The 24,223-nt window shown below is 63.0% G+C and carries 12 protein-coding genes; 7 read left to right on the top strand and 5 right to left on the bottom strand.

What is annotated here, in order from left to right:
- Positions 1 to 102 precede the first annotated feature (102 nt).
- Positions 103 to 2,208, bottom strand: a complete 2,106-nt coding sequence (locus LTI14_RS04565; protein WP_241475938.1) for an acyltransferase family protein — start codon at positions 2,206 to 2,208, stop codon at positions 103 to 105.
- 227 nt (positions 2,209 to 2,435) lie between these two features.
- Between LTI14_RS04565 and LTI14_RS04560 the strand changes: the two genes are divergently transcribed.
- The 4 genes from LTI14_RS04560 to LTI14_RS04545 all read left to right on the top strand — a co-directional run bounded on the left by LTI14_RS04560 (position 2,436) and on the right by LTI14_RS04545 (position 8,607).
- Positions 2,436 to 4,562 carry an acyltransferase family protein gene (locus tag LTI14_RS04560; RefSeq protein WP_241475937.1) on the top strand — a complete coding sequence of 709 codons (2,127 nt, stop codon included), beginning with the start codon at positions 2,436 to 2,438 and terminating at the stop codon, positions 4,560 to 4,562.
- 554 nt (positions 4,563 to 5,116) lie between these two features.
- The gene (locus LTI14_RS04555; protein WP_241475936.1) at positions 5,117 to 6,040 is read left to right on the top strand and encodes a hypothetical protein; all 924 of its coding nucleotides are present in this window, start codon (positions 5,117 to 5,119) and stop codon (positions 6,038 to 6,040) included.
- 271 nt (positions 6,041 to 6,311) lie between these two features.
- Positions 6,312 to 7,250 carry a hypothetical protein gene (locus LTI14_RS04550; RefSeq protein ID WP_241475935.1) on the top strand — a complete coding sequence of 313 codons (939 nt, stop codon included), beginning with the start codon at positions 6,312 to 6,314 and terminating at the stop codon, positions 7,248 to 7,250.
- Between the two features lie 226 nt (positions 7,251 to 7,476).
- Entirely contained in the window at positions 7,477 to 8,607 is a 1,131-nt protein-coding gene (locus tag LTI14_RS04545; RefSeq protein WP_241475934.1) for an ATP-grasp fold amidoligase family protein, read from the top strand.
- Positions 8,608 to 8,628: 21 nt separating this feature from the next.
- Here LTI14_RS04545 and LTI14_RS04540 read toward each other — a convergent pair whose 3' ends face one another.
- From LTI14_RS04540 to LTI14_RS04530, 3 genes are all read right to left on the bottom strand, one after another.
- The gene (locus LTI14_RS04540) at positions 8,629 to 10,680 is read right to left on the bottom strand and encodes an acyltransferase family protein (protein WP_241475933.1); all 2,052 of its coding nucleotides are present in this window, start codon (positions 10,678 to 10,680) and stop codon (positions 8,629 to 8,631) included.
- 48 nt (positions 10,681 to 10,728) lie between these two features.
- A complete protein-coding gene (locus tag LTI14_RS04535; protein ID WP_241475932.1) occupies positions 10,729 to 13,500 on the bottom strand; it encodes a glycosyltransferase in 2,772 nt (923 codons plus the stop codon).
- A 295-nt stretch (positions 13,501 to 13,795) separates the two neighbouring features.
- Positions 13,796 to 15,919 carry an acyltransferase family protein gene (locus LTI14_RS04530; RefSeq protein ID WP_241475931.1) on the bottom strand — a complete coding sequence of 708 codons (2,124 nt, stop codon included), beginning with the start codon at positions 15,917 to 15,919 and terminating at the stop codon, positions 13,796 to 13,798.
- Between the two features lie 168 nt (positions 15,920 to 16,087).
- Between LTI14_RS04530 and wecB the strand changes: the two genes are divergently transcribed.
- The 3 genes from wecB (at position 16,088) to smc (ending at position 23,833) form a co-directional block, all read left to right on the top strand.
- A complete protein-coding gene (gene wecB, locus LTI14_RS04525) occupies positions 16,088 to 17,245 on the top strand; it encodes a non-hydrolyzing UDP-N-acetylglucosamine 2-epimerase (RefSeq protein WP_241475930.1) in 1,158 nt (385 codons plus the stop codon).
- Between the two features lie 646 nt (positions 17,246 to 17,891).
- On the top strand, positions 17,892 to 19,970 hold the full coding sequence (locus LTI14_RS04520) for an acyltransferase family protein (RefSeq protein WP_274615898.1): 2,079 nt from the start codon (positions 17,892 to 17,894) through the stop codon (positions 19,968 to 19,970).
- A gap of 146 nt (positions 19,971 to 20,116) precedes the next feature.
- Positions 20,117 to 23,833, top strand: a complete 3,717-nt coding sequence (smc, locus tag LTI14_RS04515) for a chromosome segregation protein SMC (RefSeq protein ID WP_241475928.1) — start codon at positions 20,117 to 20,119, stop codon at positions 23,831 to 23,833.
- Here the strand turns inward: smc and LTI14_RS04510 are convergent.
- Positions 23,820 to 24,212, bottom strand: a complete 393-nt coding sequence (locus LTI14_RS04510) for a DUF1801 domain-containing protein (protein WP_241470983.1) — start codon at positions 24,210 to 24,212, stop codon at positions 23,820 to 23,822. The two genes, smc and LTI14_RS04510, sit on opposite strands and share 14 nt — an antisense overlap.
- Positions 24,213 to 24,223: the final 11 nt, after the last annotated feature.

Below are 24,223 nucleotides of genomic sequence, written 5' to 3'. Positions count from 1 at the left end.
GTTCTCGCGGTCCTCCTGCCTTGTTCTACCACCTATGCGGAGTCGAAGTGCGGGACCGGCTGAGCGCCTGCGAGTCTATCAGCGTCGCCGCTCACCACCGGGTCAGCTTGCCTGCGGAGAGAACAACCCAGGGACGGACTCCCGAAGCTCCCGCTCAAGATGCGGCACCATGGTCTCGACGTATTCATTGGTCAGGTGGTGGCTGTCCCGGTAGACCAGGATATTGCCGATCACAGCCGAGCACTCCTGGGCGGGGCAGAAGTGCTCGGTGAGATCCAAGCTGTAGGTGTTCTCGGGCAGGTCCAGCTCATTCAGCGGGTTGACGTCGGCGTATTTCTCATACTCCGGGGCGCATTCGATCGAGTCTCCGCCGTCGGCCAGACAGTCGGGGACGTTCTGCGTCTGCCGAGGCGTTCCCCGCACGAGCAGCAGATCCGTTCCGGCCCCCGTGATCGCGTCCCACTGGTCCGGGGCCCCCTCATGCACGCTCTCGGTCCCGGACTCCCGGGGGATCGCGGTGCCCGGGGTCACCACAAGATCGGGCTGACGGTCGGCGACCACATCGGGGAAGCCGGTGAGCCACTCGTCGCAGGTGTTCGGATCCTCGGTGTCGAGCCCGCGGAACACACACCCGCCCTTGGTGGAGACCAGCACTTCCCAGTTGTGCTTCTCTGCAAGGATGATCCACGCGTTGTGCCAGTGACCCGCGTGGGAACCGCCCGCGAGCATGATGGTCTTGGAGGGGTTCTCCGGCTGTGCGGGATCCTCACAGACCAGCACCTCACCGGATCCAGGCTGATCTCCTGTGGGCTGGTGACAGTCGGTTCGCGCGTACTCGGGCACCCGACGGGAGATGCCGCCGAGATCCGGGTAGAACTCGACGTCGCGCGCGGAGCGATCGGCATTGATGATGTCTGCTCCGGGATAGAGCATCCGGTCCACACCCGCCATGGCGAGGCCGTCCTGCTGCGGGGAGGTGGTCATCTGCACGTAGGTGGTGGCGCCGAGTCCACCAATGATCAGCGTGCTGGCGGCCAGCGCCAGCGTCTTCCCGGCAGCTCTTCTCGCTCCTGGGCCGCTTTCGGTCCTGGACGTGCGGGCCAGTGGCTGCTCGACGAAACGGTGGGTCACCCAGCCCAGGAGCAGGGAGAGGGCGAGCACGGACACCGAGTCGGTGAGCGTCAGTCCGGAGGCGCCGCGAAAATCGAGAGTGAAGATGAGCAGCGGCCAGTGCCACAGGAAGAGTCCGTAGGCGATGTCACCCAGCCGGGTGAACGGAGCGGTGGAGAGCAGGCCCGCGGCCGTACGCCGCCCGTCCTTCTGCCCGGAGCTCGGCGGAGTCGCCGAGGCCAGGACCAGCGCCATGCCTGCCAACGGCCAGAGCGACCACGGTCCGGGGAAGAGCGCCGCCCCGTCCAGGACGAAGCCGCAGCTGATGACCAGGCCGAGCCCGAGCCAGCCAGCGGCCGTGCGCGAACCGCGCGGGAGCACGAACCTGGCGCCGAGCAGAGCGAGGAGACCGCCGAAGCCCAGCTCCCAGATGCGCGTCTGGGTCAGCAGGTACGCCTCCGCCTGGTTCTGCTGCTGAACGATCAGGGCGGCTGCGAAGGAGGCGCTCATCAGCAGACCGATGAGCGTCGCCATCGTGACGGTGGGGGAGAACCCGGATCGACGGGCCAGCCAGACAGCGAGCAGCGCCACCGCTGGCCAGATCAGATAGAACTGCCCCTGGACGGAAAGGGACCAGAAATGCTGGAAGGGACTCGTCTCGGCACCGGCGGCCTCGTAGGAGAGCTGCGAGCGGATCAGCTCAAAGTTCTCGAAGTAGAGCAACGAAGCACGCGCCTCGGCGATGAGCTGGGCATGTCGGGTGAGCGGGAGCAGGAGCAGGCCCGCAAAGGTGGTGACCGCGATGACCAGGGCCGCGGGAGCCAAGATCCGCTTCGCCAGTCGCACGAAGTAGCGCAGAAAGTCGATCTTCCCCGTTGAACCCGCCTCACGCAGAAGCATCGCGGTGAAGAGGAAGCCGGAGATGGCGAGGAAGATGTCGATGCCCCCGGAGACCCTGCCGGCACCGAACAGGTGGAACAGGACGACGCCGGCGATCGCGAGTCCGCGCAGACCGTGCAGCTCAGGCCGATGGCGTCGTTCGAGGAGCGCGCCTGCCACAGGCTCGTCAGCTCTGGAGGCGCGCGGACGTTGGGTCAAGATCGGTCGAGGCACTGTGACGCAGGATATCTGATGGCTGTATTGGTGGCGCTCCGCGACACCCACCGGATCCTTGCAGCACTGAAACAGCGATGAGACGCGGATTCGCAGAACACTATTGGCGAACACGCGTCCAATGGCGGAGGAGGGGGCGTGTCTCCTGCATATCATGACCCACGTGTCTCTGGAGATCACTCCGTGGACTCTTTGACTCAAGGAGCAGGACCGTGACTGCAGCTATGACGACACCCGTGCAAGGGCACGCTTACACCCAATCAAAATACCGACCTGACATCCAGGGATTGCGTGCTGTAGCGGTAGGTCTTGTACTGCTGTATCACGCTGGTGCACCGTTTCTCGAAGGCGGGTTTGTCGGGGTGGACGTCTTCTTCGTAATCTCCGGTTTCCTGATCACAGGAATGCTCCTGCGTCAAAGTCTTGAGACTGGCAAGATCGACCTCTCCGATTTCTACGCGCGGCGTATTCGAAGGATTCTTCCCGCCGCGACAGCGGTTCTCATGGTGACAGCTGTGGCCACGCTGCTAGTTCTCCCCCGAACCCGATGGGAGGGCGTTGGCCATGATGTCGTAGGCAGCGCGCTGTACTACGTCAACTGGGTATTCGCATCGAACACCGACTACCTCAACGCCGACGCGGCGGCGAGTCCGTTGCAACACTTCTGGACGCTCGCCGTCGAAGAGCAGTTCTATATCGTATGGCCCCTTCTGCTCGTGGTGGTCCTCGCCCTTGTCGCGCGTCTGCGCACTGTCAGGTCCCTGCCACAGTCGCTCGCGCTCGAGCGCATCAGGATTAGAAGAGCATTGGAGCTGGGAGTCGCGCTGATGATTGTGCCTTCGCTCCTGTGGTCCGTTTATTGGACGGCCGCTGAGCCCGCGCGAGCCTACTTCGTCACCACTACTCGTCTCTGGGAACTTGGTATCGGTGCGGCTGTTGCGGTATTCGCCGTATACCTCGAGCGCATCCCACCGCAGGTCGGGTACATGCTGCAGCCGCTAGGGCTAGCGTGCATCGCCACTGCAGGCGCGATGTATTCGAACGAGACTTCATTCCCAGGGGCGGCCGCTCTGCTGCCCACGCTGGGGGCGGCGGCGGTCATCGTTGGAGGTATGTCTGGTCGGGCCTACACCGGAGTCTCACGGATTCTTGTGTTGAAGCCGATGCGATGGTTGGGAGACCTCTCCTACTCACTCTATCTCTGGCATTGGCCTCTCTTGGTCTTCGGGGCATATCTCCTGGGTGGCGAGCTCGAGTTTGTCCACGGTCTCGCGATCATCCTGCTTGCCATCCTGCCGGCCTGGCTCAGCTTCACGTACATCGAGACACCATTCCGAACATGGAGTTATGTCGCACGGGACCGATGGCGTGCCATCAAGGTGGGCCTGGCAATGATGCTGGCCTCCGTGCTGGTTGGTCTGGTGATGATTCTGGCCGTGGGTCTATCCGGACAGCCGAACGAGCTTGCTCCGAGAGACGCTGCTGGGGCCGAAGTGCTGAATGACGACGGTGCGGCCGGCGATGTTGTCGATAGCGTGAATGCGTTCACGCCCGTGCCCGAAGATGCAGCTGATGACAATCCTGGCCTATTTGACCTCGGGTGCCACCAGGAGCAGAACGCTACAGAGGTTGAGCCGTGCGTATTCGGCGATGAAGATTCCGACTACGTAGTAGCTCTGGTCGGGGATTCACATGCAGCCCAATGGCTCCCGGCTCTCGCCCCCGTTGCGGAGTCGCACAGTTGGCGATTGGAGACGTACACGAAGTCGAGCTGCCCTCTCAATGGAGTAGGGCTGTCCCATCAAGGAGTCTTCTACGAGGAGTGCTATCAGTGGGGACAGGAGATCGTGGCGTCGTTGAGCCAGCGATCCGACGTGGACCACGTCGTCGTCAGTGCATCTCGGTACGAGACCCCGGAGGATGTGCCGGAAGGTGTCCCGGTGGGTGACCTCGAAGAAGGCTATTCGCAGATATGGGGTCAGCTCAGTGAGTCAGGGATTCCGCTGACCGTCATTCTCGACACCCCAAGAACTGAGATTGATGTGCCGGAATGTGTTGTAGAGCATGAAGACGATCTTAGCGAGTGTGCGGTTCAACGAGACCAAGCGCTTTCTTCGAGCGGATACCGGCAGCTCAAGAAGGCCGCCGAGATGAGTGGATTGACGACGATCGACATGACCGACTCGATATGTCCGGCTCAACACTGTGCGCCCGTGATCGGGTCGGTCTTGGTCTACCGAGACTCCAATCACATCACGGCGACCTACGCTGAGAGTCTCTCCTCCCACCTGGAAGAGGCGTTGCAGGATTCCAGCGAGCTTCGATTCTCCGATCGCTGAGGTGGGTCCTCGGAGTCGTTGATGCTCCCAGGGGTCGAACCGCTCCTCATGCCAGGACCCCGGAAGCTGTCACGGTGTCGATGTCACCGGAGACCATCTCCGCGCCTACGAACTGGAAGAGGACGACCCCCGCGCTGGCGGTCCAGCGCCAACCTGACCGCTCCGGTTGGCAGCGACGTACTGGCAAGGTACCAAGTTGGTCTGGACTCTTGAGCATGGCGGGGGAGAATGCGGAGGGAGGGAATCTGAGCCGCGTGATTTAGGCTATAGGCCTAGTTCCCGTGCTCCCCGCATTGCCGAGTGCAGACCACCATGTCCACAGCGAGGCCTAAGTGACTTCTATCAGCAGTACTCCGCCGCCGAGCCCAGAGTCGGTCAATCTCGAGTTCGTAAATGAACACCTACGAGACCGATGGCTCGACTTTAGCCAGGGTGGCGAGTCCCAACCCCACACCGAAGCGATCCTGTCTGCAGTCACGGCAAGAGGGTGCCGAACGCAGCACGTCGGGAAGAACGTGCTCGTCTTCAAGGGTCGGCATTGCGTCGGAGGCATCATGGGGGCAACTCCTTCGTTAAACACCACCCTTGCCCAGTTCATCGCATCTTCGAAGCACCTCACCAAGTTTGTGCTCCGGAAGGCGAAAATCCCCACGCCGCTGGACGGACAGTTCACCGCCGGGGAACAAGACGCAGCTGTCGCTTACCTCTTGGAGCAAGCTGGTAAGCGACAGGTGGTGAAGCCGGTTGATGGGCGTCAAGGTCGGGGTATCACCACCGGCGTGAGCTCTCCGAAAGAACTCCAGACGGCCTGGACGCGAGCAATGAACGCTTCCGAGTCCGGGAAGCTCCTCGTGGAGGAAGAAGTTCCCGGGGTGGACGTGCGGATCATCGTAGTCAGGGGGAGGGCCCTGGCAGCTGCGACACGGATTCCTCCTTTCATCGTTGGAGACGGTCAACTCACTGCGCGGGAACTCATCGCGAAGCTGCAGGAAGCGAGGAACCAGCACGTCTACCTCAAAGATCGAAGATTGAAGCCCGACGCGCGATACCTCGCTCGACACGGTGTGACCCTCGATGCAGTGGTCGATGCGGGACGGGTGCAGTTCCTCAATGGCACGGCCAACCTGTCTCAGGGAGGTATCGCCGTGGACCTTACGACCACCATTCCGCGAGAAGTCTTGGAGCTTGCTGAACATGTGTGCTCGTGCGTCCCCGGCCTGGGCTTCGCCGGGGTGGACATCTTGATGCCGAGTCTTTCGACGCGCGATGGCGCTTCGGTCATCGAGATAAATACAAGCCCCAACCTCCTGGTCCACGACGCCCCAGCGTTCGGCACCTCAAGATCCGTGGCCGCAGCAGTGGCTGATGCGCTTGTGACTCCCCCCGCCGCGCCGGGAGAAACCGACGCCCCGCGTCAATCGAAGCCTCAACTCGGCGGAATCATGCACACGATTCGCGGACGGCTCAGGAGACATTGAGTGGTCTGGTACAGCAGTTTCATGGCGAGCCATGTGTGGGCCCGGCGCTAGGCTTGGGACCATGGTGAAGAAATCGACGTCCCAATCGCCGCTTGATTGGCCAAGCCAAGTTGTTCCGAACGGCGATCGGGAGTTGAGCCCTCTCGAGCGATTCGTCAATGAGAGCGTCCTGCCCCGACTTGGGGAACTCAATCGGCCTGCGAAGATACTCGAGCCTCACGGGCTCCTATGGGGGGCATCGAAGCGTAGGGGAGTAAAGGCAGCAATCGTTGTGGACGACTACCGCGTCTATTCGAGAAACGGAAGGGTAGTCGGAGGACGTGAGGGGTCTTCGACCTCATTGACGAGCGACCTGGCCGAACGCACGCTTTCCTCAAAGGCATCCACCAGGCACCTCATGGAGTTGGCTGGGCTGACGGTTCCAGAGGGCAAAACTTTCCGGCGGGATGAGCGCAATGTCGCCGACAGCTACGCGAGTTCCCTCGGGTGGCCCGTCGCGGTCAAACCGGACGGCAGGAGTGCCGGGCGGGGCGTTTCGACTGGCGTGAGTTCTCCGGAGCGATTTGTCTCGGCGTGGGAATCGGCGGTCGCGGCGCTCAATTTCGTCGATGCGCCGAGGCCCTGGGATACCAGTGAGAGATCTGCACTGTCGCGGCAGGAGATTTTGATCGAGCGCGACGATCGAGGCATAGGACTCCGGGTGTTTGTCGCGGGTGAGGCCGCCCACGCCGCGCTCGTAAGGCTCCCGATGTTCGTCATTGGTGACGGACGCCGGACAGTGTTGTCACTGGCGCGGGATCTTCAATCATGGCGTAGCCAGAACATCTATTTGAATCGTATGAACATCGGTGAGTCAGTCATGCTCAAGCGACTCTCTCGCCTAGGGATAGACCCGCAGAGCGTCCCCGAGTCTGGCCACCTGCTCATCATTCAAGAATCTCCGAATATGCACGGTGGTGGATTAACCATGGACGTAACATCGATTGTGCGTCGAAAGGTCCTTGAGATGGCCGTGGAAGCCCGGTGGGCGATGCCAGGGCTGCTTGCCGCAGGTATCGACTTGTCGATCCAGAGCACCGGTGACTCCGGGGCAACCATCATCGGTGCCAACGATCGCGCAAGCCACCAGATACACCGCTACCCGGCGTTCGGCCAGTCGCGAAATGTGACCGAAGGCGTTGTGGACATGTTTGTCCGCTCCGGTGGTTGACTCGTCCTTGCGCAAGGCCGCAGAGCAACAGAACACCGTCAAGTGAAGGTAATGTGTCTACAGCACACCCGCCGAGAGTTGCGTGCGCAGCTAGATCTGCATCCGTCGAAACAGCCGTACCGTGAAACCTGAGGAGCCTATGAGAGACCCGCGTGGAGCCATCGTGCGAAGGATTCCCGGGCTCGCGTGGCGCGATCGCAAGTTGCACCGCCTCGAGAAGATGTCCATGGATCGTGAGCGTGACCTGGATGCCGCAGCGGAGCAGCTCCGAGGTGCAGAGGCATCCGCAGTGGAAAGCTCGAATGCCCTTGCGACCGTCACAGGGGAGCGTGACGATCTGGCTCGAGACGTTGAACGGCTGGCTGCCCTGGCGAGGCAGGAGCGCCTCCGCCGTCGAGCACCATCTTTCGAGGCGCTCCTTGCTGCATATGCGGCGCAGCACAGTGCTGCCGTAAAAGCTGGGGATCGAAGTCTGAGCCCCATGGCGCAGGTGCCATATAAGTTGCGCAACTATTCTCTGGCTCAGAGCCACGGTGTCAGATCGCCGAAGATCCATGGTGTCTGGACGTCTCGCAAGGACGTTACGCTGCGGGATATCTCTGTCGACCGCGTGGTGCTCAAGGGTGACGGCGGGCACAGCGCACAGGGGGTGTTTCCACTGGAGCGCACAGCCCGAGGTTGGCGTTCAACCGACGGGAGTATAGATTTCGCAGGTGATGAGGTGCCTGAAGCCATGCGGACAGCATTGGGCAAAGCTCGCGCTCCCTTCTTTGCCGAGGAATTCCTGGAGAGCCCGAGTGGCTGGGCCATCCCCGAGGATGTCAAACTTTACTGCGCCTACGGCCAGGTGATGCAGGTCTACATCATGCGCTCGTCCAGTGACGGAAGCATGGAGCGGCAGAGATTCAGCAGCCGATTCTTGGATTCTCGCGGAGAACCCTTGGGAGAGATTCGCAATGGTCTCGCCTACGATGAGTCCATCGATGTCCCCGCGAATTTCCCCCAGCTCGTTGAGGCCGCCCAACATCTGTCACTAGCTTCGGGACTACCATTCGTGCGAGTCGACATGTACGCCACCGCCGCAGGTCCAGTTCTCGGCGAACTGACTTCAGTGCCGAGTGGCGGGAAACAGAGCTACGTCGAATCACACGACAAGGCGATGGGCCTTTCCTGGGTTCATGGCGCGGCCCGCCTGGAGCGGCACCTGATGGAGGGACGACCCGTCGGAACCTTGTTCGGCGATCAGGAGTACTCATGGTGGTATCCCGCTGCCAAAGACCCGAGCAACATGCACAACCCGTCAAACTGGCTTCGAAACCACACGCGGTGCCAAGACTGGTGCCAATCCGCGTCTTAAGGCGCGATCCAAGCCGGAGTCTCAGCGGTATAGCTCGGGGACTGCCCGCTTCATACGTTCATCCAGGAAGGGAGCCAAGGTTTCCACATAGTGGGAGCTGAGGTGACTGTCGTCCCGGTATACAGCGACATTCCCGATGATGGCTGGACAAGCCCTGTTTGGGCACACAAACTCAGTCATATCGATAGTATGGATCGAGTCATTGCCAGCCACTGACTCAAGTGGATCGTCCTCCGCGTAGATGCTGTAGTCAGCTCCGCAACTCTCAGCTGTTCCACCGTCGGCGAGGCAATCAGGCACGTTGTCGTCAGGGCGTGCCGTTCCGCGAATCAGCAGAAGGTCACTGCCTGTGTGTATGATCTCATCCCACCGATCCTCTGCTCCCCGAGTGATCTCCTCTGAGCTCCCACTGCGGTAGAGAGCAGTTCCAGTGGTGACCACGAGGTCCGGCTCACGCTCTGTGATCACTTCGGGAAGGTTGTCATTCCATTGTGAGCACGTGTCGGTGTCGATCTCATCTGTGTGTCGCAATCGGCACCCCGCTTTGTCGGCGACGATGAGTTCCCATTCGTATTCGTCGGCTAGAAGCGCAAGCGCGTTGTACCAATGTCCCGAGTGTGAACCGCCGGTGAGCATCACCGTGGCTTTGGGGTCGGCTGGGGCATCAGGATCCTCGCAGACAAGGACCTCATCGTTTCCTGGTTCGTTCTCGTAAGTCTGCTCGCACCCCCACGAGTAGTACATCGGTTGACTGGCACCCAGCTCCGACGGCTCCGGAAGAACATCAATGCCTGCCGCACCGGCATCGCCCTCTACTGCGGCCGCACCAGGGTAGGCGTCACGGTCAGCGCCTGCCATGGCGTATCCCTCTGGATTTGTGGGCGCCAGCTGGCTCAGAACGACCGAGAGGGCGGTTCCAACTACAGTGAGGACAACCAGTGCGGACACTAGCTGAGTTCTGATGTCCAGCTTGGTCCTGCTCACAGGCTCTTCAATCCACCGATGCGTCAACCAGGCAAGGAGCAATGAGACCACGAAAACGAGGCCAGCCCCGCGCACCCCTATCGAGTCTTGGTCTCGAAACTCCAGATAGAAGATCAGCAACGGCCAGTGCCAGAGGTAGAGGCCATAGGCCACATTGCCGATCCACGCGAAGACCCTATGGGAGAGGAAAGCAGCTGCGCTTCTCCGGGGTTCGCGACGATCCGCCCCATTGGCGGAAAGCATCACAAGTGTCAGACCAGCCAGGGGCCACAGGGCCCAAGGGCCAGGGAAGAGCGTGGCGCCATCGAGAACAAAACCACACGTGATGATCAGACCGATGCCGAGCCAGCCGGCAAGGAAGCGGACTCGATGCGGCAGGGCAATAGATGTTCCGACGAGAGCGAGGAGACCACCAAAAGCCAGCTCCCAGAACCGCGTCCGTGTCATGAGGTACGCCTGATCCTGATCCACGGTCTGCATATAGAGCGTGAACATGAAAGACGCGGCAATGATCACACCCACGAGGACGGCCATGACGCTGGCTGCGGGCTTCTTGAGTCTTCGCGCGAGAAGGACCGATGCGATGGCTACGAGTGGCCAGACAAGGTAGAACTGCCCCTGCACACTCAGCGACCAGAAATGCTGAAATGGACTGGTGTCCGGTCCTGCCGCTCCGTAGGCAAGCTGAGAGTTGATCAGCTCGATGTTCTCGAAATAAAAGAAGGACGCTCGGGCTTCCCCCCAAAGTTGTTCATGTCTCGTACTGGGGAGGAGCAGGTGCCCGACGATCAAGGTCGCGGAAATGACCACGGCCGCTGGAGGCAGAAGTCGCCGGACCAGACGTGCAAGGTAGTGACCGACGTTGACCGAACCGCCAGAGCGCGTCGCCTCCCGCAAGAGCATTCCTGTGAACAGGAAGCCCGATACGGCCAAGAAGATGTCGATGCCACCGGAGACGCGACCCGCCCCGAAGAGATGGAACAGCACCACTCCGAGGATGGCCAGACCGCGAACTCCATGAAGTTCTGGGCGGAATCTGCGTTCTGGCAACCCGCTCGTCAGGTGGTCATTCTCGGCGTCTTGCCTCAAGCGTCAATCTCTTCTCATTGGGCACAGCAGTGTAGGGAGTCCGTAACTTCAGCCTGCTTCCACTCCCTGATCCCGAAGACGCGTGAGGTAGGCCGTAGGGCTGCACTCGTCGTTGACGAAGTCGAATCCTCTCTCGCGCTGAGCAACATACATCTCTTCGTCCCAGAACCGCTGAATGGTCGATTGCACCTCGCCTGACTTCGCGTACACCGCTCCATCCCCGAATACGGGGGCGAAGTGCGGCGGTAGTACGCACACGACTCCGTGGTTCATCGCCTCCAAGATCGCCATGCCGAAGGCCTCCACGAGGTCGTCACTATGGTAGTAGACAAAGAAGTCCAGGCTCCGAAGGTAGTCCGAGACGTCGATACCGTTGAACGGGTAGACCGTCCAAGAGTCAGGAAGCTCCTCCGAGAGCCACCCAGATCGGATCGGCGTGCTCGCGCCTCCAAGTATCGAGACTTCGACGGAACCGTCCACGGGATACGCGGCGAGGAAGTCCTTCTTGGTGGAGGGCCACTTACCTGGGTGATCACGGCCGTGTCGTCCTATGACCGGCGTACGGTCAAGGTCTGGAACTCGATTGTTGCGCGAGACGTCGTCCAGAGGGACGGTGATGCCCTTCCAGGCGGTAGCCGAGAGGACCCCTGAAGGGACCAGATCCTCGAGGTAGTCGCGAAGGCGCTCACTCTCCGGGGCCCACACCGGCTCGCTGCCAAATGTCGCGGCGATGTTGCGTGAGACGGTTCTGACGTCGTAGCTGCGCCTGTCACCGGCCAGTTCATAGGGCATATGATTTGCGACCGCAAGGATCCGCTGGGCAACGAGGCCCGATCGCTTCCCAAGGGCAAGTTGCAGGCTGGCTGGCCACCTTACGAGCAGGAGCTTTGTCGTCGCAGCGCCCTCAACTGAGAGCCGGTCCACTTGACCGTTCAGAACCAGACGTTCAAGGAACGGGACGAAGTGGCGCTTGGACGCCGAGGCGATCAGTCCATTCTCGATAGGAATGACACCCACGCGCAGGCCCGCCTCTAGGCAAGTAGTGATCTCCTGCAGGAGGACGCTGGAGTTGCCCGCCTCGAAGCCAAACTCTGAGAGATAGACGACGTCATACGCCGGTGGTTCCGTGGGCTTCTGGGGGAGGAAGCTCGGTGGTGCGACAAAGGGGCGTGTCGTGGGGTGTTTCGGCATGTACGCCGAGGCTTCACCGCGCTGGATCTGGCGGTGCCAATCGCGGTACGCCCTCTGGTACGCGTGACGGTCATCGTGACGGAACCCGAGTCCCAGATCCGAACTGGTCAGATTTCCGCTGCCCATCAATGAGAACGCGAGAGGAGCCGTGATCGTCGGCTGCAGATCCACGCCGTAGACGAGCTGGAATCGGAACTTGAACTCTCCGTCACCGGATTTTCGGACGGTGTCCCAGTACCCGAGCGTCTGCTGGATTTCTTCGCGTCGGAACATCAAGGAGGCGAAGCTGGGATGTACCACCCGATCCGGCCCCCAGCGCAGCAGGAACTCGAGTTCTTCGCTGACCCGGACCCAGTTACCGAGGTTCGCCTTGACCGAGGTGTCGTTGAGCAGCTCGGTCGCTTGGAGCTCGATCTTCTGCGGATGATGCCAGTCATCTTTGTCCGCAATCGTGACGAAGAGGCCATTCGCGAGGTCGTATCCGTCATTCCGCACCGCATAGGCACCACGGTTCTGCTCGCAGAAGACCAGCCGCACGCGCTCGTCTTGCTCAGCCCAGCGTTGCAGACGATCGCGATAGTCCGTCTGGAGACCCTGCTCGTCGTAGCGAGGGGAGGCGTCATCTATGACAAGAACCTCGAGATTCCGCCAGCTTTGATTGAGCAGCGACTGAATAGCAAGGTCCGTAGATGAGTCGGGCTCATAGATCGGCATGATGACACTGACCAGCGGCTGGTTCTCTGGCGCGATAGCGGCTTCGGGAGTCTCGGCTCGCAGCTCGAAGAACGAGGGGGCTTCGAGATTCTCAACGCTGATAGGCGTGAGGCCGCTCTGCGCAAGCAAATCGTTCATCGATTCGAGCCACTCGTGCCGACGTCGAACGTCTCCAGTGACGTTGGGGTTGATGGCGTTCAATCGGAGGAAGCTCTGCGCGTAGCGCCGACCGGCACTCTGAGCCGGCGAGGCATCGATGATCTCGAGTGCCTCCACGGACCGTCCCTTCCAGGTCAAGAGATCCGCATAATAGGACTGGTCCACTCCGGTGATCGACGTCGATCCGTGCCAGCGACGCATTGCATCGTAGATGCTCAAGGCATCGAGCAGGTCCATTTCGTTAGTCCGCTGGGAGTACAGCACTCGCGCCAGGCTGATCAGCCCAGGTTTCCAGATGTTGTGCTCGAGCAGCTGATCTGCATTGTCCTGATACATCGGAATGCGTGAGGATTCCAGAATGTCTCCGAATTGGGCAAAGTCGTAGCGCCCATTGGTCGCCGCGTGTGCCAGAACATCTCGAGCGCCGATCAGGCGGTTTCGAATAGCCAGAGTCGAGAACCACGGCAACTGACCCTTGACGGACCGAACCTGCCTCGCCCAGTAGGCCGTGGTGGATTCGTGAGTCTGCACGGCCACCGAAGGTACGGCGCGCGACTCGCTCTTGCGATCTCTGCGCAGCTGACGGGAGATGGTTGTGGTCTGAGTAATTACCCGTCGTGAGACATTGTTAAATCCGTAGATGGCGACAGCCAAGGTGAGGAAGAGCAAGCCGCAGATGCCGATTACGACCCCGGTCCACCACTCTTGCGACGCCGCGATTGAACTGAATATTGCGACGCCTCCGAAGATCGTCACGGCAACCCAGTGTGCAGGGGTCAGTCGCCTATGGACATCTCGAAACGGACGCACCGGAGCTGAACGCAAAATCAATCCTTTCTCGCATCGTTCTGGATCCCGATGCTGACACGGTGCCTGAGTTTACCGGCATAATAGGTCCGGACCCTGGTACCTGGGTATTTGGCCGGTCCCATGTCGGAACGGGAAGCAAGGCTGTGGAGACTCTCGGGGCCCGCTCGGTCGCTCCTCGTGCGTCGCCACCACCGGGTGCCCGACCGCCGAATCTCCAAGAGGCCCGGGACGGACCAGGGAATCAGCGGTACAGCTGGGGCATTACGTCCCTGATCTTCTCATCCAGGTACGGGGCGAGAGTCTCCACGTAGTGCGCGCTGAGATGGCTGTTATCGCTGTAGACGGCGACATTGCCGATGACGGCCGGGCATGAGCCGTCGGGGCACACGTACTCGGTCATGTCGATCGAATAGATCGACGCATCCTGGGTGGCCTGTGAAAGGAGATCATGCTCGGCGTAGATGCTGTATTTAGGGCCGCAGCTCTCAGCGGTACCGCCGGACGCCAGGCAGTCAGGCACATCCTCGTCTGGACGAGCTGTTCCCCGGATCAGGAGCAGCTCTGCGCCGGTCTGTACGATCTCGCTCCAACGATCTTCCGCTCCCCGGGTGAGGTGCTCCTCACTGCCGCTGTCGTATAAGGCGGTCCCGGTGGAGATCACCACGTCGGGTTGACGTTCCGCCATGAAGGCGGGCAGGTTTGCGTTCCACCTCGCGCAATAGATGTCATCGTCCTCGTCTGCGTCATCGCCATCGGCCTCGTCTGTGTGCTGCAACCTGCATCCAGACTTGATGACGACGATGAGTTCCCAGTCCTGCTCTTCGGCAAGGAGCGCGAGTGCGTTGTACCAGTGACCGGAGTGGGAGCCTCCGGTCAGCATGACCGTGGCCACCGGGTCAGCGGGCGGATCAGGGTCCTCGCAGACCGTGACCTCGTCGGAGCCCGGTTCGCTCAAGTACGTCTGTTCACAGTCCCAGGACATGTGCATCGGGAGGCTTGCGCTCAGCTCGGTCGGTTCCGGGAAAAAGTCGATGCTGTCATCGACAGGCTGCCCGCCGCCCACAGCGGCCGCGCCGGGGTAGTCACTCCGATCAACCCCAGACATGGCATAGCCCTCTGGGATCACAGGCGCCAGCTGGTTGAGGATCAGCGAAGAGGCCACTCCGGCTGCCCCCAGCAGAACGGCGGCGGATGCGAGCTGTGTCTTCTCGCGGATCTTCGTTCTGCTCATGGGCTGTTCGACCCACCGGTAGGTCGCCCAGGCGAGCAGCAGTGAGACCGTGAAGACGGCCGCAGCCCCCGGCACGCCGATCGCGTCTTGGTCGCGCACCTGGAGGTAGAAGATCAGCAGCGGCCAGTGCCACAGGTAGAGCCCGTAGGCGATGTTGCCGATCCAGGCGAAGAAGCGGTTGGACAGGAACGTCGCGGCGCTGGCCTTGGATTCTCGGGGTCCGATCCCGCCGTTGGCCGAGAGCATCACCAGTGTGAGGCCAACCAGCGGCCACAGCGCCCAGGGTCCCGGGAACAGTGAGGCCCCGTCGAGGACGAAGCCGCAGGTGATGATCAGGCCGATTCCGAGCCAGCCGGCGAGGAAGCGGAATCGAGGAGGCAGGGCGATCGAGGAGGCGACGAGCGCGAGGAGGCCGCCGAAGGCAAGTTCCCAGAAGCGGGTGCGCGTCATGAGGTAGGCCTGGTCCTGGTCCATCGTCTGCATGTAGAGCGTGAAGATGAAGGATGCCGCGATGATCAGCCCGACGAGTGCGATCATCACGTGTGCGGCGGGCTTCTTGATCTTGCGGGCCAGGAGCACCGCGGCGATGGCGACCAGTGGCCAGACGAGGTAGAACTGTCCCTGCACGCTGAGTGACCAGAAATGCTGGAACGGGCTGGTGTCGGGCCCTGCGGCGCCGTAGGCCAGCTGCGAGTTGATCAGCTCGATGTTCTCGAAGTAGAGCAAGGACGCCCGGGCTTCACCCCAGAGCTGGTCATGCCGAGTGCTGGGGAACAGGAAGAGTCCGATGGCCAGAGTCACGGTGATGACTAGGGCGGCCGCTGGCAGGAGACGGCGTGCGATCCGGGCGAGGTAGCGGCCGATGTCGATGGGGCCGCCGCCGGCGGCGGACTCGCGCAGCAGCATGCCGGTGAAGAGGAAGCCCGAGACTGCGAGGAAGATGTCGATGCCGCCTGAGACTCGGCCTGCTCCGAAGAGGTGGAACAGCACGACGCCGAGGATGGCCAGGCCGCGGACCCCGTGGAGCTCTGGGCGGAACCTGCGTTCGGGCAGACCTCGGGTCAGGGTCTGGACCTCAGCGGCGGGGGCCGCAGCGGCACGGCTGCGCAGCGAACGCGTCGATGCTGAACGCACGATCAACCCCTTTCCTGCACCGTCCGGATTGCGGTGCTGACATGGGGCCTGAGTTTATCGGCAGAATCGGTCCGAACCCCGATACCTGGGTGTTAGACCGGTCCCATGTCGGCACGGGAAGCTAGGCTGTGTGGCAGACACTATGCGCGCGAAGGGACAGGTACAACCATGAAGCGAATCATGCCCATCTATGGGACTCGTCCCGAAGCCATCAAGATGGCGCCGATCGTCAAGGCGCTGCAGGCCAGCGAGCTCTTCGAGTGCGAGGTCACCGTGACCGGGCAGCACCGCGAGATGCTGGACCAGGTCAACGAGCTCTTCGGAATCGTGCCAGACCATGACCTGAACATCATCCAGCCCCGGCAGACGCTCAACGGGGTGCTCACCCGCACGGTCACCGGCCTGGACGCGATCTTCACGCGGAACAAGCCCGACGCCGTCGTCGTCCAGGGAGACACCACCACCACCACCGCCGGCGCGATGGCGGCGTTCTACTCCGGGATCCCGGTGATCCACGCCGAGGCTGGGCTGCGCTCCTTCAACCTCTACTCGCCGTTCCCCGAAGAGGCGAACCGCAAGATGACCAGCCAGATCACCGCGCTGCATCTGGCCCCCACCGCCCAGTCCCGCGCCAACCTGCTGCGCGAGGCCCTTCCGGCTGAGGACATCGTGGTCACCGGCAACACCGTGATCGACGCGCTGCTCGAGGTCGCGAGCAAGCACGTGCCCTTCGCCGACGCCGAGCTCGAAGACGCGGCGGCCTCGGGCCGGGATGTGCTCCTGGTGACCACGCACCGCCGGGAGAACCAGGGATCCGCCATGGAAGGAGTGGGCCGCGCGCTGGCTCGCCTGGCCAACCGGTACCCGGAGAAGCTGATCGTGCTCCCTGCACATCGCAACCCGGTGGTGCGTGAAGCGATCCTGCCCGCGCTGGCCGGTCATGAGAACGTGATCGTCACCGAGCCGCTGCCCTACGGGGAGTTCACCCGGCTGATGAACCTGGCCACCATCGTGCTGACCGACTCCGGCGGCGTGCAGGAGGAGGCTCCCTCGCTGGGCAAGCCGGTGCTGGTGATGCGCGAGAACACCGAACGCCCCGAAGCCGTCGACGCCGGAACGGTGCGGCTCATCGGCACTGCCGAGGAGCGGGTGGTCGAGGAGGTCGCCGCGCTCTTCGACAGTCCTGAGGCATACTCCGCGATGGCCAATGCGGTCAATCCCTACGGTGATGGCCACGCCGCGCAGCGCACCGTGGCGGCGATCGCTGCGATGTTCGGCCTCGGGAACCGGCTCGAGGACTTCCACCCCATGTCCATCAATGACTAGTCCAAAGTCCCGCCAGGCCCCCGGGCCAGCAGGAGACGTTATGCGCATGAGGGATTGGGTCTAGTCGTGTGATGAGCGGCGGGGGCGACCGGGGGAGTGACCATGCCTAGAGGCCAGACCGGTCAATACCAATGATCCTGTTGCGGGAGATGGCGTCCTTAGAAGCTGGCCCGGGCTCGTGGTGACTTGCTTGCCCGTGGATTCCGCACGCTCATCGGCGAGGCAAGCGCCTGGCGGGAGGTTGAGTCTGCCACGGCCCTCGAAGGCCGGGTGAGAAGCGGGCCGTCAACGGGGCCAGGGGAATCGAGTCGAACGCAAGAGGTCCCGCCTGTCCCCTGCGGAGAGTTGGCCGGGCGACCCCTTCTTCCATCAGGGACCTTATCCTTTCCTGGATTCGTCGGCATTTTCAGGTTTATGAAAAGACTCAGAATCGAACGTGTGTCGACATTCAGGATTTGCACAGATTTGCACTATGGTTGTCAAGGCCATTCGCCCGGACATGGAAGAAAGCCCTGACCGCGAGATGTTTCCACGAACGACCAGGCTTTCAGGTAGCGGATGCTGTTTCTCCTATCTTCCTTCGATTCAGCTGGCTTGCTCCGTCAGTTATATGCCTGATCCTGTCCGTTCTCAGCGAAAGTAGTAGATGAAGCACGCTCGAAAATCACCTAAGAAGACTCCAGTGCTCATAGACGGGCTTCCTCCGCGGCAATTTCGACCGGAGATCCATGGTCTCCGAGGTCTGGCGATTCTTGGTGTGGTGGCTTTTCACCTGTTTGGCGCGGGGCGCGTCTCAGGTGGAATCGATATCTTCTTGGCGATATCAGGTTTCCTGTTCACCGCCATGCTGCTGCGGGAAGCAGCTGAATCAGGCGGCACGATTCGAGTGGGACGGTACCTTCTCCGTCTGCTCAGGCGCCTCGTGATCCCAGCCGGGCTGGTCATAGCGGTGACATTCTTCGCGTCCTGGTTAGTTTTTCCGAGTACGCGAAACGCTCAACTGTTGGTCGAAGTACGGGCCTCGCTGCTCTACTTTGAGAATTGGCAACTCATCGCGGACAGCATGTCCTATGAGGTTGCAGACGCGACGGCGAGTCCGTTTCAGCACTTCTGGTCGCTGTCGGTGCAGGGCCAGTTCTTTTTGATCTGGCCATTGGTGGCCGTCGCAGCGGTGTGGTGCGCCAAGCGTCTCAATCGATCGGCAGCATCGGTCATGACCGTTTTCGTCATGCTTGTGCTCGCCGTCTCGTTCACCCACGCAATCTACATGCAGACGATCAACCAAGATCGCGCGTACCTCATGACCACCACACGTTTCTGGGAGTTCGCCTTCGGCGGGCTGCTTGCCTTGTTGGCGTCCAGAATCGCACTGGGCCGTGCGGCCCGAACCGTGTCGGGCTGGGTCGGCCTGACACTCGTGGTCAGCACCGGTTTCATCATGGACGGGGCCGAGGTGTTTCCCGGACCGCTGGCGCTCTGGCCCCTGATCGGCTTTGCCCTGATACTGATGTCGTCGTCGCACCCGAACCCGACTGCGTCTGGTCGGTCGAGTGTCGATCGCCTGCTCACCCTGAAGCCCATCAACTGGGTGGGAAACCTGGCCTACGGTCTCTACCTCTGGCACTGGCCCTTGTTGATCTTCTACCTCGAAATTCGTGATCGGGAGCAGGTTGGTCTACGCGGAGGCACCCTGATCCTTGCGCTGTCGTTTGCGCTGGCGTGGCTTACCCACCGCCTGGTGGAAGTGCCGCTGAGCAGATCGAGCTTCTCTCGGCCAAGACTGAAACTCGGTCTTGCAGCAGGGGTCCTGGCAGCGGCGGCCGTGGGATCGAGCGCGACACTGGCGACCCTCAATGAACCGGCCGTGGCGGGAACACCGCCTTCCACGGCGGAAGGAACGCCTTTCGGCGCAGCGGCCGTGGGGACGCCCTCGGCAGATCCGTGGGATGGTGCCGAGATTCACCCGCCGATTCCTGCCATCAGGAATGACATGCCTGCCTACTACGGGTGGGACTGCCGCCAGCGCGGGGGCAACGACCCAGGAACAGGTGAAGCCCTCGTCTGTGAGGATCCGGATGCACCAGAGAGCCCGAAGGCGACGGTGATGCTTGCAGGTGGGTCCCACGCGGGGCAGTGGCACGCGGCGTTCGTGCTCATGGCTCAGGAGAATGATTGGGAGCTCATCCTGGCTGACAAGTCCGGTTGCAGATTCGGAGAGGTCACGGACGTCAGTGCCAACATGTGCCACGAATGGAACGTGGACTTTTTCGACGTGCTGCGCGAGAGGCAACCGGACCTGGTGGTCACACCAGGAAGCGTCGTCTCCCGAGAGGGCGGAGGGCCTGAGAAGATTGAAGCGGGCGCGCCGGATCGGTGGCTGGAGATTGTCGAGACGGGTTCTGACCTGTTGTTGATGCGTGGTACCCCGCGGCCGAACGACGATGTTCCGGAATGTCTGGCTGGAGGTCGAGGCGCGCTCGAGTGCGGCCCGACATTCGATACTCTCGCTGAGAAGAACCCCCTGAACGGTATTGATCTTCCGGAATCCACCGTGAGCGTGGACATGACGGAGTACATCTGCTGGGAAGACGCCTGTCCGGCAGTCATAGGTGACGTCGCCGTTTACCGAGATGACAGTCACTTGACGAATTCCTATGTGGAATCAATGGTCCCCATGCTCGAGGAGCAGCTGAAGGACCGTTTCCCTTTCCTGTTCAAGCGCTGAGATGAAAATTGGGGAGCTCTCTGTCGCAGACAGGGCTGATCAGGCGAGTCGCGAGTGACTGCGTAGAATTGGGTCATGGACCTCAGCGTAGATGTGAACCGCGAGGCGCTGCCCGCAGAGCCACCATCTAGGCAGGACTCCCCAGAGTGCACCTGAAGACCCTGACCGTCCGCGGATTCAAGTCTTTCGCCTCGGCCACCACCTTCGAGTTCGAACCAGGGGTCACCGCCGTGGTCGGCCCCAACGGGTCGGGCAAGTCCAATGTCGTCGACGCGCTGGCCTGGGTCATGGGCGAACAGGGCGCCAAGTCCCTGCGCGGCGGCACCATGGAAGACGTCATCTTCGCCGGCACCACCGAGCGCCAGCCGCTGGGACGCGCCTCGGTGTCGCTGACCATCGACAATTCCGACGGCGCGCTGCCGATCGAATACTCCGAGGTCACGATCTCTCGGACGATGTTCCGCGCCGGGGGCAGCGACTACACGATCAACGGCGCCAAGTGCCGACTGCTCGACATCCAGGAGCTGCTCTCCGACTCCGGGCTGGGCCGGGAGATGCACGTGATCGTGGGGCAGGGGCAGCTGGATCAGATCCTGCAGGCCACCCCGGAGCAGCGGCGCGGCTTCATCGAGGAGGCTGCCGGGGTGCTCAAGCACCGTCGCCGTCGGGAACGCAGCGTGCGCAAGCTCGAATCGATGCAGACCAACCTTTCCCGCCTCGAGGACCTGATCAGCGAGATCTCCCGGCAGCTCGCCCCGTTGGGCCGGCAGGCCCGGGTAGCCCGCCGAGCTCAGCGCATCCAGCACGATCTGCGCGATTCACTCTCCCGGCTCATCGCCGATGACCTCGTCCGTGCGGCCACCGCGCTGCACGAGTCCAGCCAGGGCGAACAGGACGACCGGGAATCCGCCGAGCAGCTGCGCGCCTGGCTCGACGCCCAGGACACCGAGATCGCGCAGCTGGAGAAGCAGGCCGCAGCGCAGCGCGCCCACGCGGAGAAGCTGTTGGCCGGTCACCACCGGCTCGAGCAGGTCCAGGAGCGGCTGCGCTCGGTCGCCTCGCTCGCCGAGGAGCGCGCCCGCAGCCTGCAGGCCTCCGCCGTGGTGCAACTGAGCGGCCGCGACCCGCAGGCGCTGCGGGCCCAGGCCCAGAGCGTGGCCGAGCAGGCCGCAGAGCTCGACGCCGAGGTCACCGCCGCCAGGGAACGCCTGGAACGCACTTCCGCTGGGCGGGCACAGGCTGAGGAGGCATGGAAGGACGAAGAGACCCGTCTGACCGAGCAGCTGCGTGCCGTCGCGGACCGTCGCGCGGGACTCGCGACGCTGCGCGGCCGGGTGGACACCGCCCGGGGGCGCATCGACGCGGCACAGGCCAGGCGCCTTCGTGGCCAGGAACAGGGCGACGCGGCCCGCGCCGCGCAGCAGCGAGCCCGCGGCGAGTTCGCGGAGCTGGAGCAGCGGATCGCGGGCGTCGAGACCGGCGAAGAGGGCCTTGACGCCGCCTACGAGGCTGCCCATGAGCGGCTCAAAGCACTGCGCGGGGCCTATGGCGAGAAGCTGGCACAGCAGCAGGGGCTGCGCACGGTCATCAGCGAACACCGAGCGCGGCTCTCCGGACTCTCCGCCGCCCGAACCCCTCGTGACGGAGCCGCGGCGCTGCTCCGCGACCGGGCCGAGGAGATCGTGGCACCCCTGGCGCACCGGCTGCGCATCACCCGCGGGTGGGAGACCGCGATCGCCGCCTGCCTCGGCAGCCTCGACGCGGCGCTCATCGTCAAGGACGCCGAGACCGCGGCTGATGCACTGGGCTGGCTGGCGGCCGGAGAGGCCGGCCGTGCGCACCTGATCCACCAAGTGGCGGCCGAGACTCCTCTCGCCTCCCGCCGACCCGCCGCTGAGCCTCCGGGGAGTGCGGTTCACGGCGCTGAGCTCCCCGACATCGAGCTCCACAACATCGAACTCCCCAGCATCGAGCTGCCGGCAGGCGCGATCTGGGCTCGCCAGGTGGTCGGCATCGACGACGACCTTCAGATCCCGGTGCACGCCGCGCTTGCCGGCGTCGTGCTCTGCGCTGACCAGCGCCAGGCGGCCGCGCTGCTGGAGCTTCCCGAGGTGCGCACCGCGGTGACTCCTGCGGGGGTCATCCTCCGCACCGGTGAGCAGATCGGCGGCACCGTGCTGGAGAACTCCGACGTCGCGATCAATGCCGAGATCAGCGAACTCACCGAGGCGCTGCGCCAGCGTGAGCTCGAGCTCGACGAACGTGTCTCCGCCTCCGTCGCTGATGAGTCAGAGGTCAACGCCGCGGAGCTGCACGTCGAGGAGACCCTGCAGGCGCTGCATGCCAACGACGCCGAGATGCACGCCACGACCGAACAGCTCGGCCGGCTTCATGCGGAACTGGCGCGGTCCGCCGAGCGGATCGAACACGCCGACCAAGAGATCCGCGAGGCAGATGCGGCCGCTGCCGAGGCCCAGCAGCAGTGCGAAGAAGCCGAGGCGCGCCTGCAGGCGGCGCAGAGCGAGGACACCGAAGAGGAGCCGTCCAGCGTTGAACGGGATCGACTCTCCGCTGCTGCCACGACCCAGCGCCGCGAAGAGGTCGACGCCAGGCTGGAGCTGCGCGCCGCCGAAGAGCAGCACAAACAGATGCTCGAACGCGCCGCCGGGCTGCGCCGCAGCGCAGCCGCCGAAGAGACACGCAGGGAAGAGGCGCGGAGGATCGCTCAGGTCCGCAGCTCCCGCGCACTGCAGGCAGAGACCATTCAGCGCGAAGCCGAAGCGGCCTATCAGACATTGTTCGGCGTCCTCCAGCGTTCGCAGACCACTCGCGGCGCCGCCGAGACCGCCGCTGACGCGACCCGCCAGCGCACCCTCTCACTTCGCACAGCGCGCAAGACCGAGGCGGCTGAGCTCGAGACTCTCACGGCTGCGTTGCACCAGGCGGAGCTGACCCGCACCGAGCTGCGACTGAGCCTGGAGGCCGCGGAGGCCCGCGGACTCGAGGAGCTCAGCCTCACCGCGGAGTACCTCATCGAGCACTATGGTCCGGATCAGCTGGTTCCGCAGGCATCGGATCAGCTCCTGACGCAGGCTGATCCCACCCAACCGGACAGGCCCGAGGACCCAGCCGATCCAGCCGATCCAGCTGACGAAGCCGAGTCGGGCGTGCCCTTCAACCGGTCCGAGCAGGAGAAGCGGCTCGCGCAGGCCCGCCGTGACCTCAGGGCGCTGGGCAAGGTCAACCCGCTGGCGCTCGAGGAGCACTCCGCACTCGAGGAGCGTCACGGCTACCTGCAGGAGCAGCTGAGCGATCTCAAGAGGTCCAGGCAGGACCTGCTCGAGATCATCGCCGATGTGGATGCCACCGTGGAGAAGGTGTTCACCGAGGCCTGGCTGGACACCAAGCTGCAGTTCGAACGGGTCTTCGCGCGACTCTTCCCCGGCGGGGAGGGTCGGCTGGATCTGACCAACCCGGAGGACATGCTCAACACCGGCATCGAGGTGCAGGCGAGGCCCCCGGGCAAGCGGATCCGCCGCCTCTCGCTGCTCTCCGGCGGGGAACGCTCGCTCACCGCCGTCGCGCTGCTGGTCGCGATCTTCAAAGCCCGGCCGAGTCCGTTCTACGTGATGGACGAGGTGGAGGCCGCGCTTGACGACACGAACCTCTCCCGCCTGCTGGTGATCTTCGAGGAGCTCCGCGAATCCTCCCAGCTGATCATCATCACCCACCAGAAGCGCACGATGGAGATCGCCGATGCGCTCTACGGGGTGTCCATGCGGCAGGACGGCTCCACCCGGGTCGTCTCCCAGCGGCTGGGGACCTCCGCAGAGCCCACAGCAGCAGAGCTCACCACGCCGTGACGGACCGATACGAGCCGGTGATGATCTCTTCGAGCACCGTGACATCCACCTGGTCCAGGCGTGGGATGTAGAGACAGCCGACTCCGGTGCTGTGCGCACCCAGGCGGCCGAGCTCCTCTGCGTGCGGGTCGATCCCGTCGGGCAGATAGATGGTGGTGGCCTGTCGACGTGCGGCGAAGGCGGCCGCAGGAGCGTCGCCCTCGCGGCCTGAGTCGTAGCGGCAGTGATACGTCCCGAAGCCCACGATGCTGCCCCAGAGCTGCGGGTCTTCGGCGGTGATGCGCTGCATCAGTCCCACCATGGTGCGGGCGTCTCGCTGCCGAACCTTCGGCGTGATCGCGCTCAGAAGGGCCTCCAGGCTGCCACCGGTGGGTTCCATCGAATCGCCTC

The sequence above is a fragment of the Nesterenkonia sp. YGD6 genome (assembly GCF_022565895.1).
GTDB lineage: Bacteria > Actinomycetota > Actinomycetes > Actinomycetales > Micrococcaceae > Nesterenkonia.
Note: the sequence above shows the minus strand (reverse complement) of the source record. Positions and strands in the feature narration are given on the sequence as shown.

What these genes read in the sequence shown, in the direction of transcription:
- LTI14_RS04545 (WP_241475934.1), top strand. Translation starts at nt 7,477, where the DNA reads ATGGATCGTGAGCGTGACCTGGATGCCGCAGCGGAGCAGCTCCGAGGT.
- wecB (WP_241475930.1), top strand. Translation starts at nt 16,088, where the DNA reads ATGAAGCGAATCATGCCCATCTATGGGACTCGTCCCGAAGCCATCAAG.
- LTI14_RS04520 (WP_274615898.1), top strand. Translation starts at nt 17,892, where the DNA reads ATGAAGCACGCTCGAAAATCACCTAAGAAGACTCCAGTGCTCATAGAC.
- LTI14_RS04510 (WP_241470983.1), bottom strand. Translation starts at nt 24,212, where the DNA reads ATGGAACCCACCGGTGGCAGCCTGGAGGCCCTTCTGAGCGCGATCACG.
- LTI14_RS04555 (WP_241475936.1), top strand. Translation starts at nt 5,117, where the DNA reads ATGGGGGCAACTCCTTCGTTAAACACCACCCTTGCCCAGTTCATCGCA.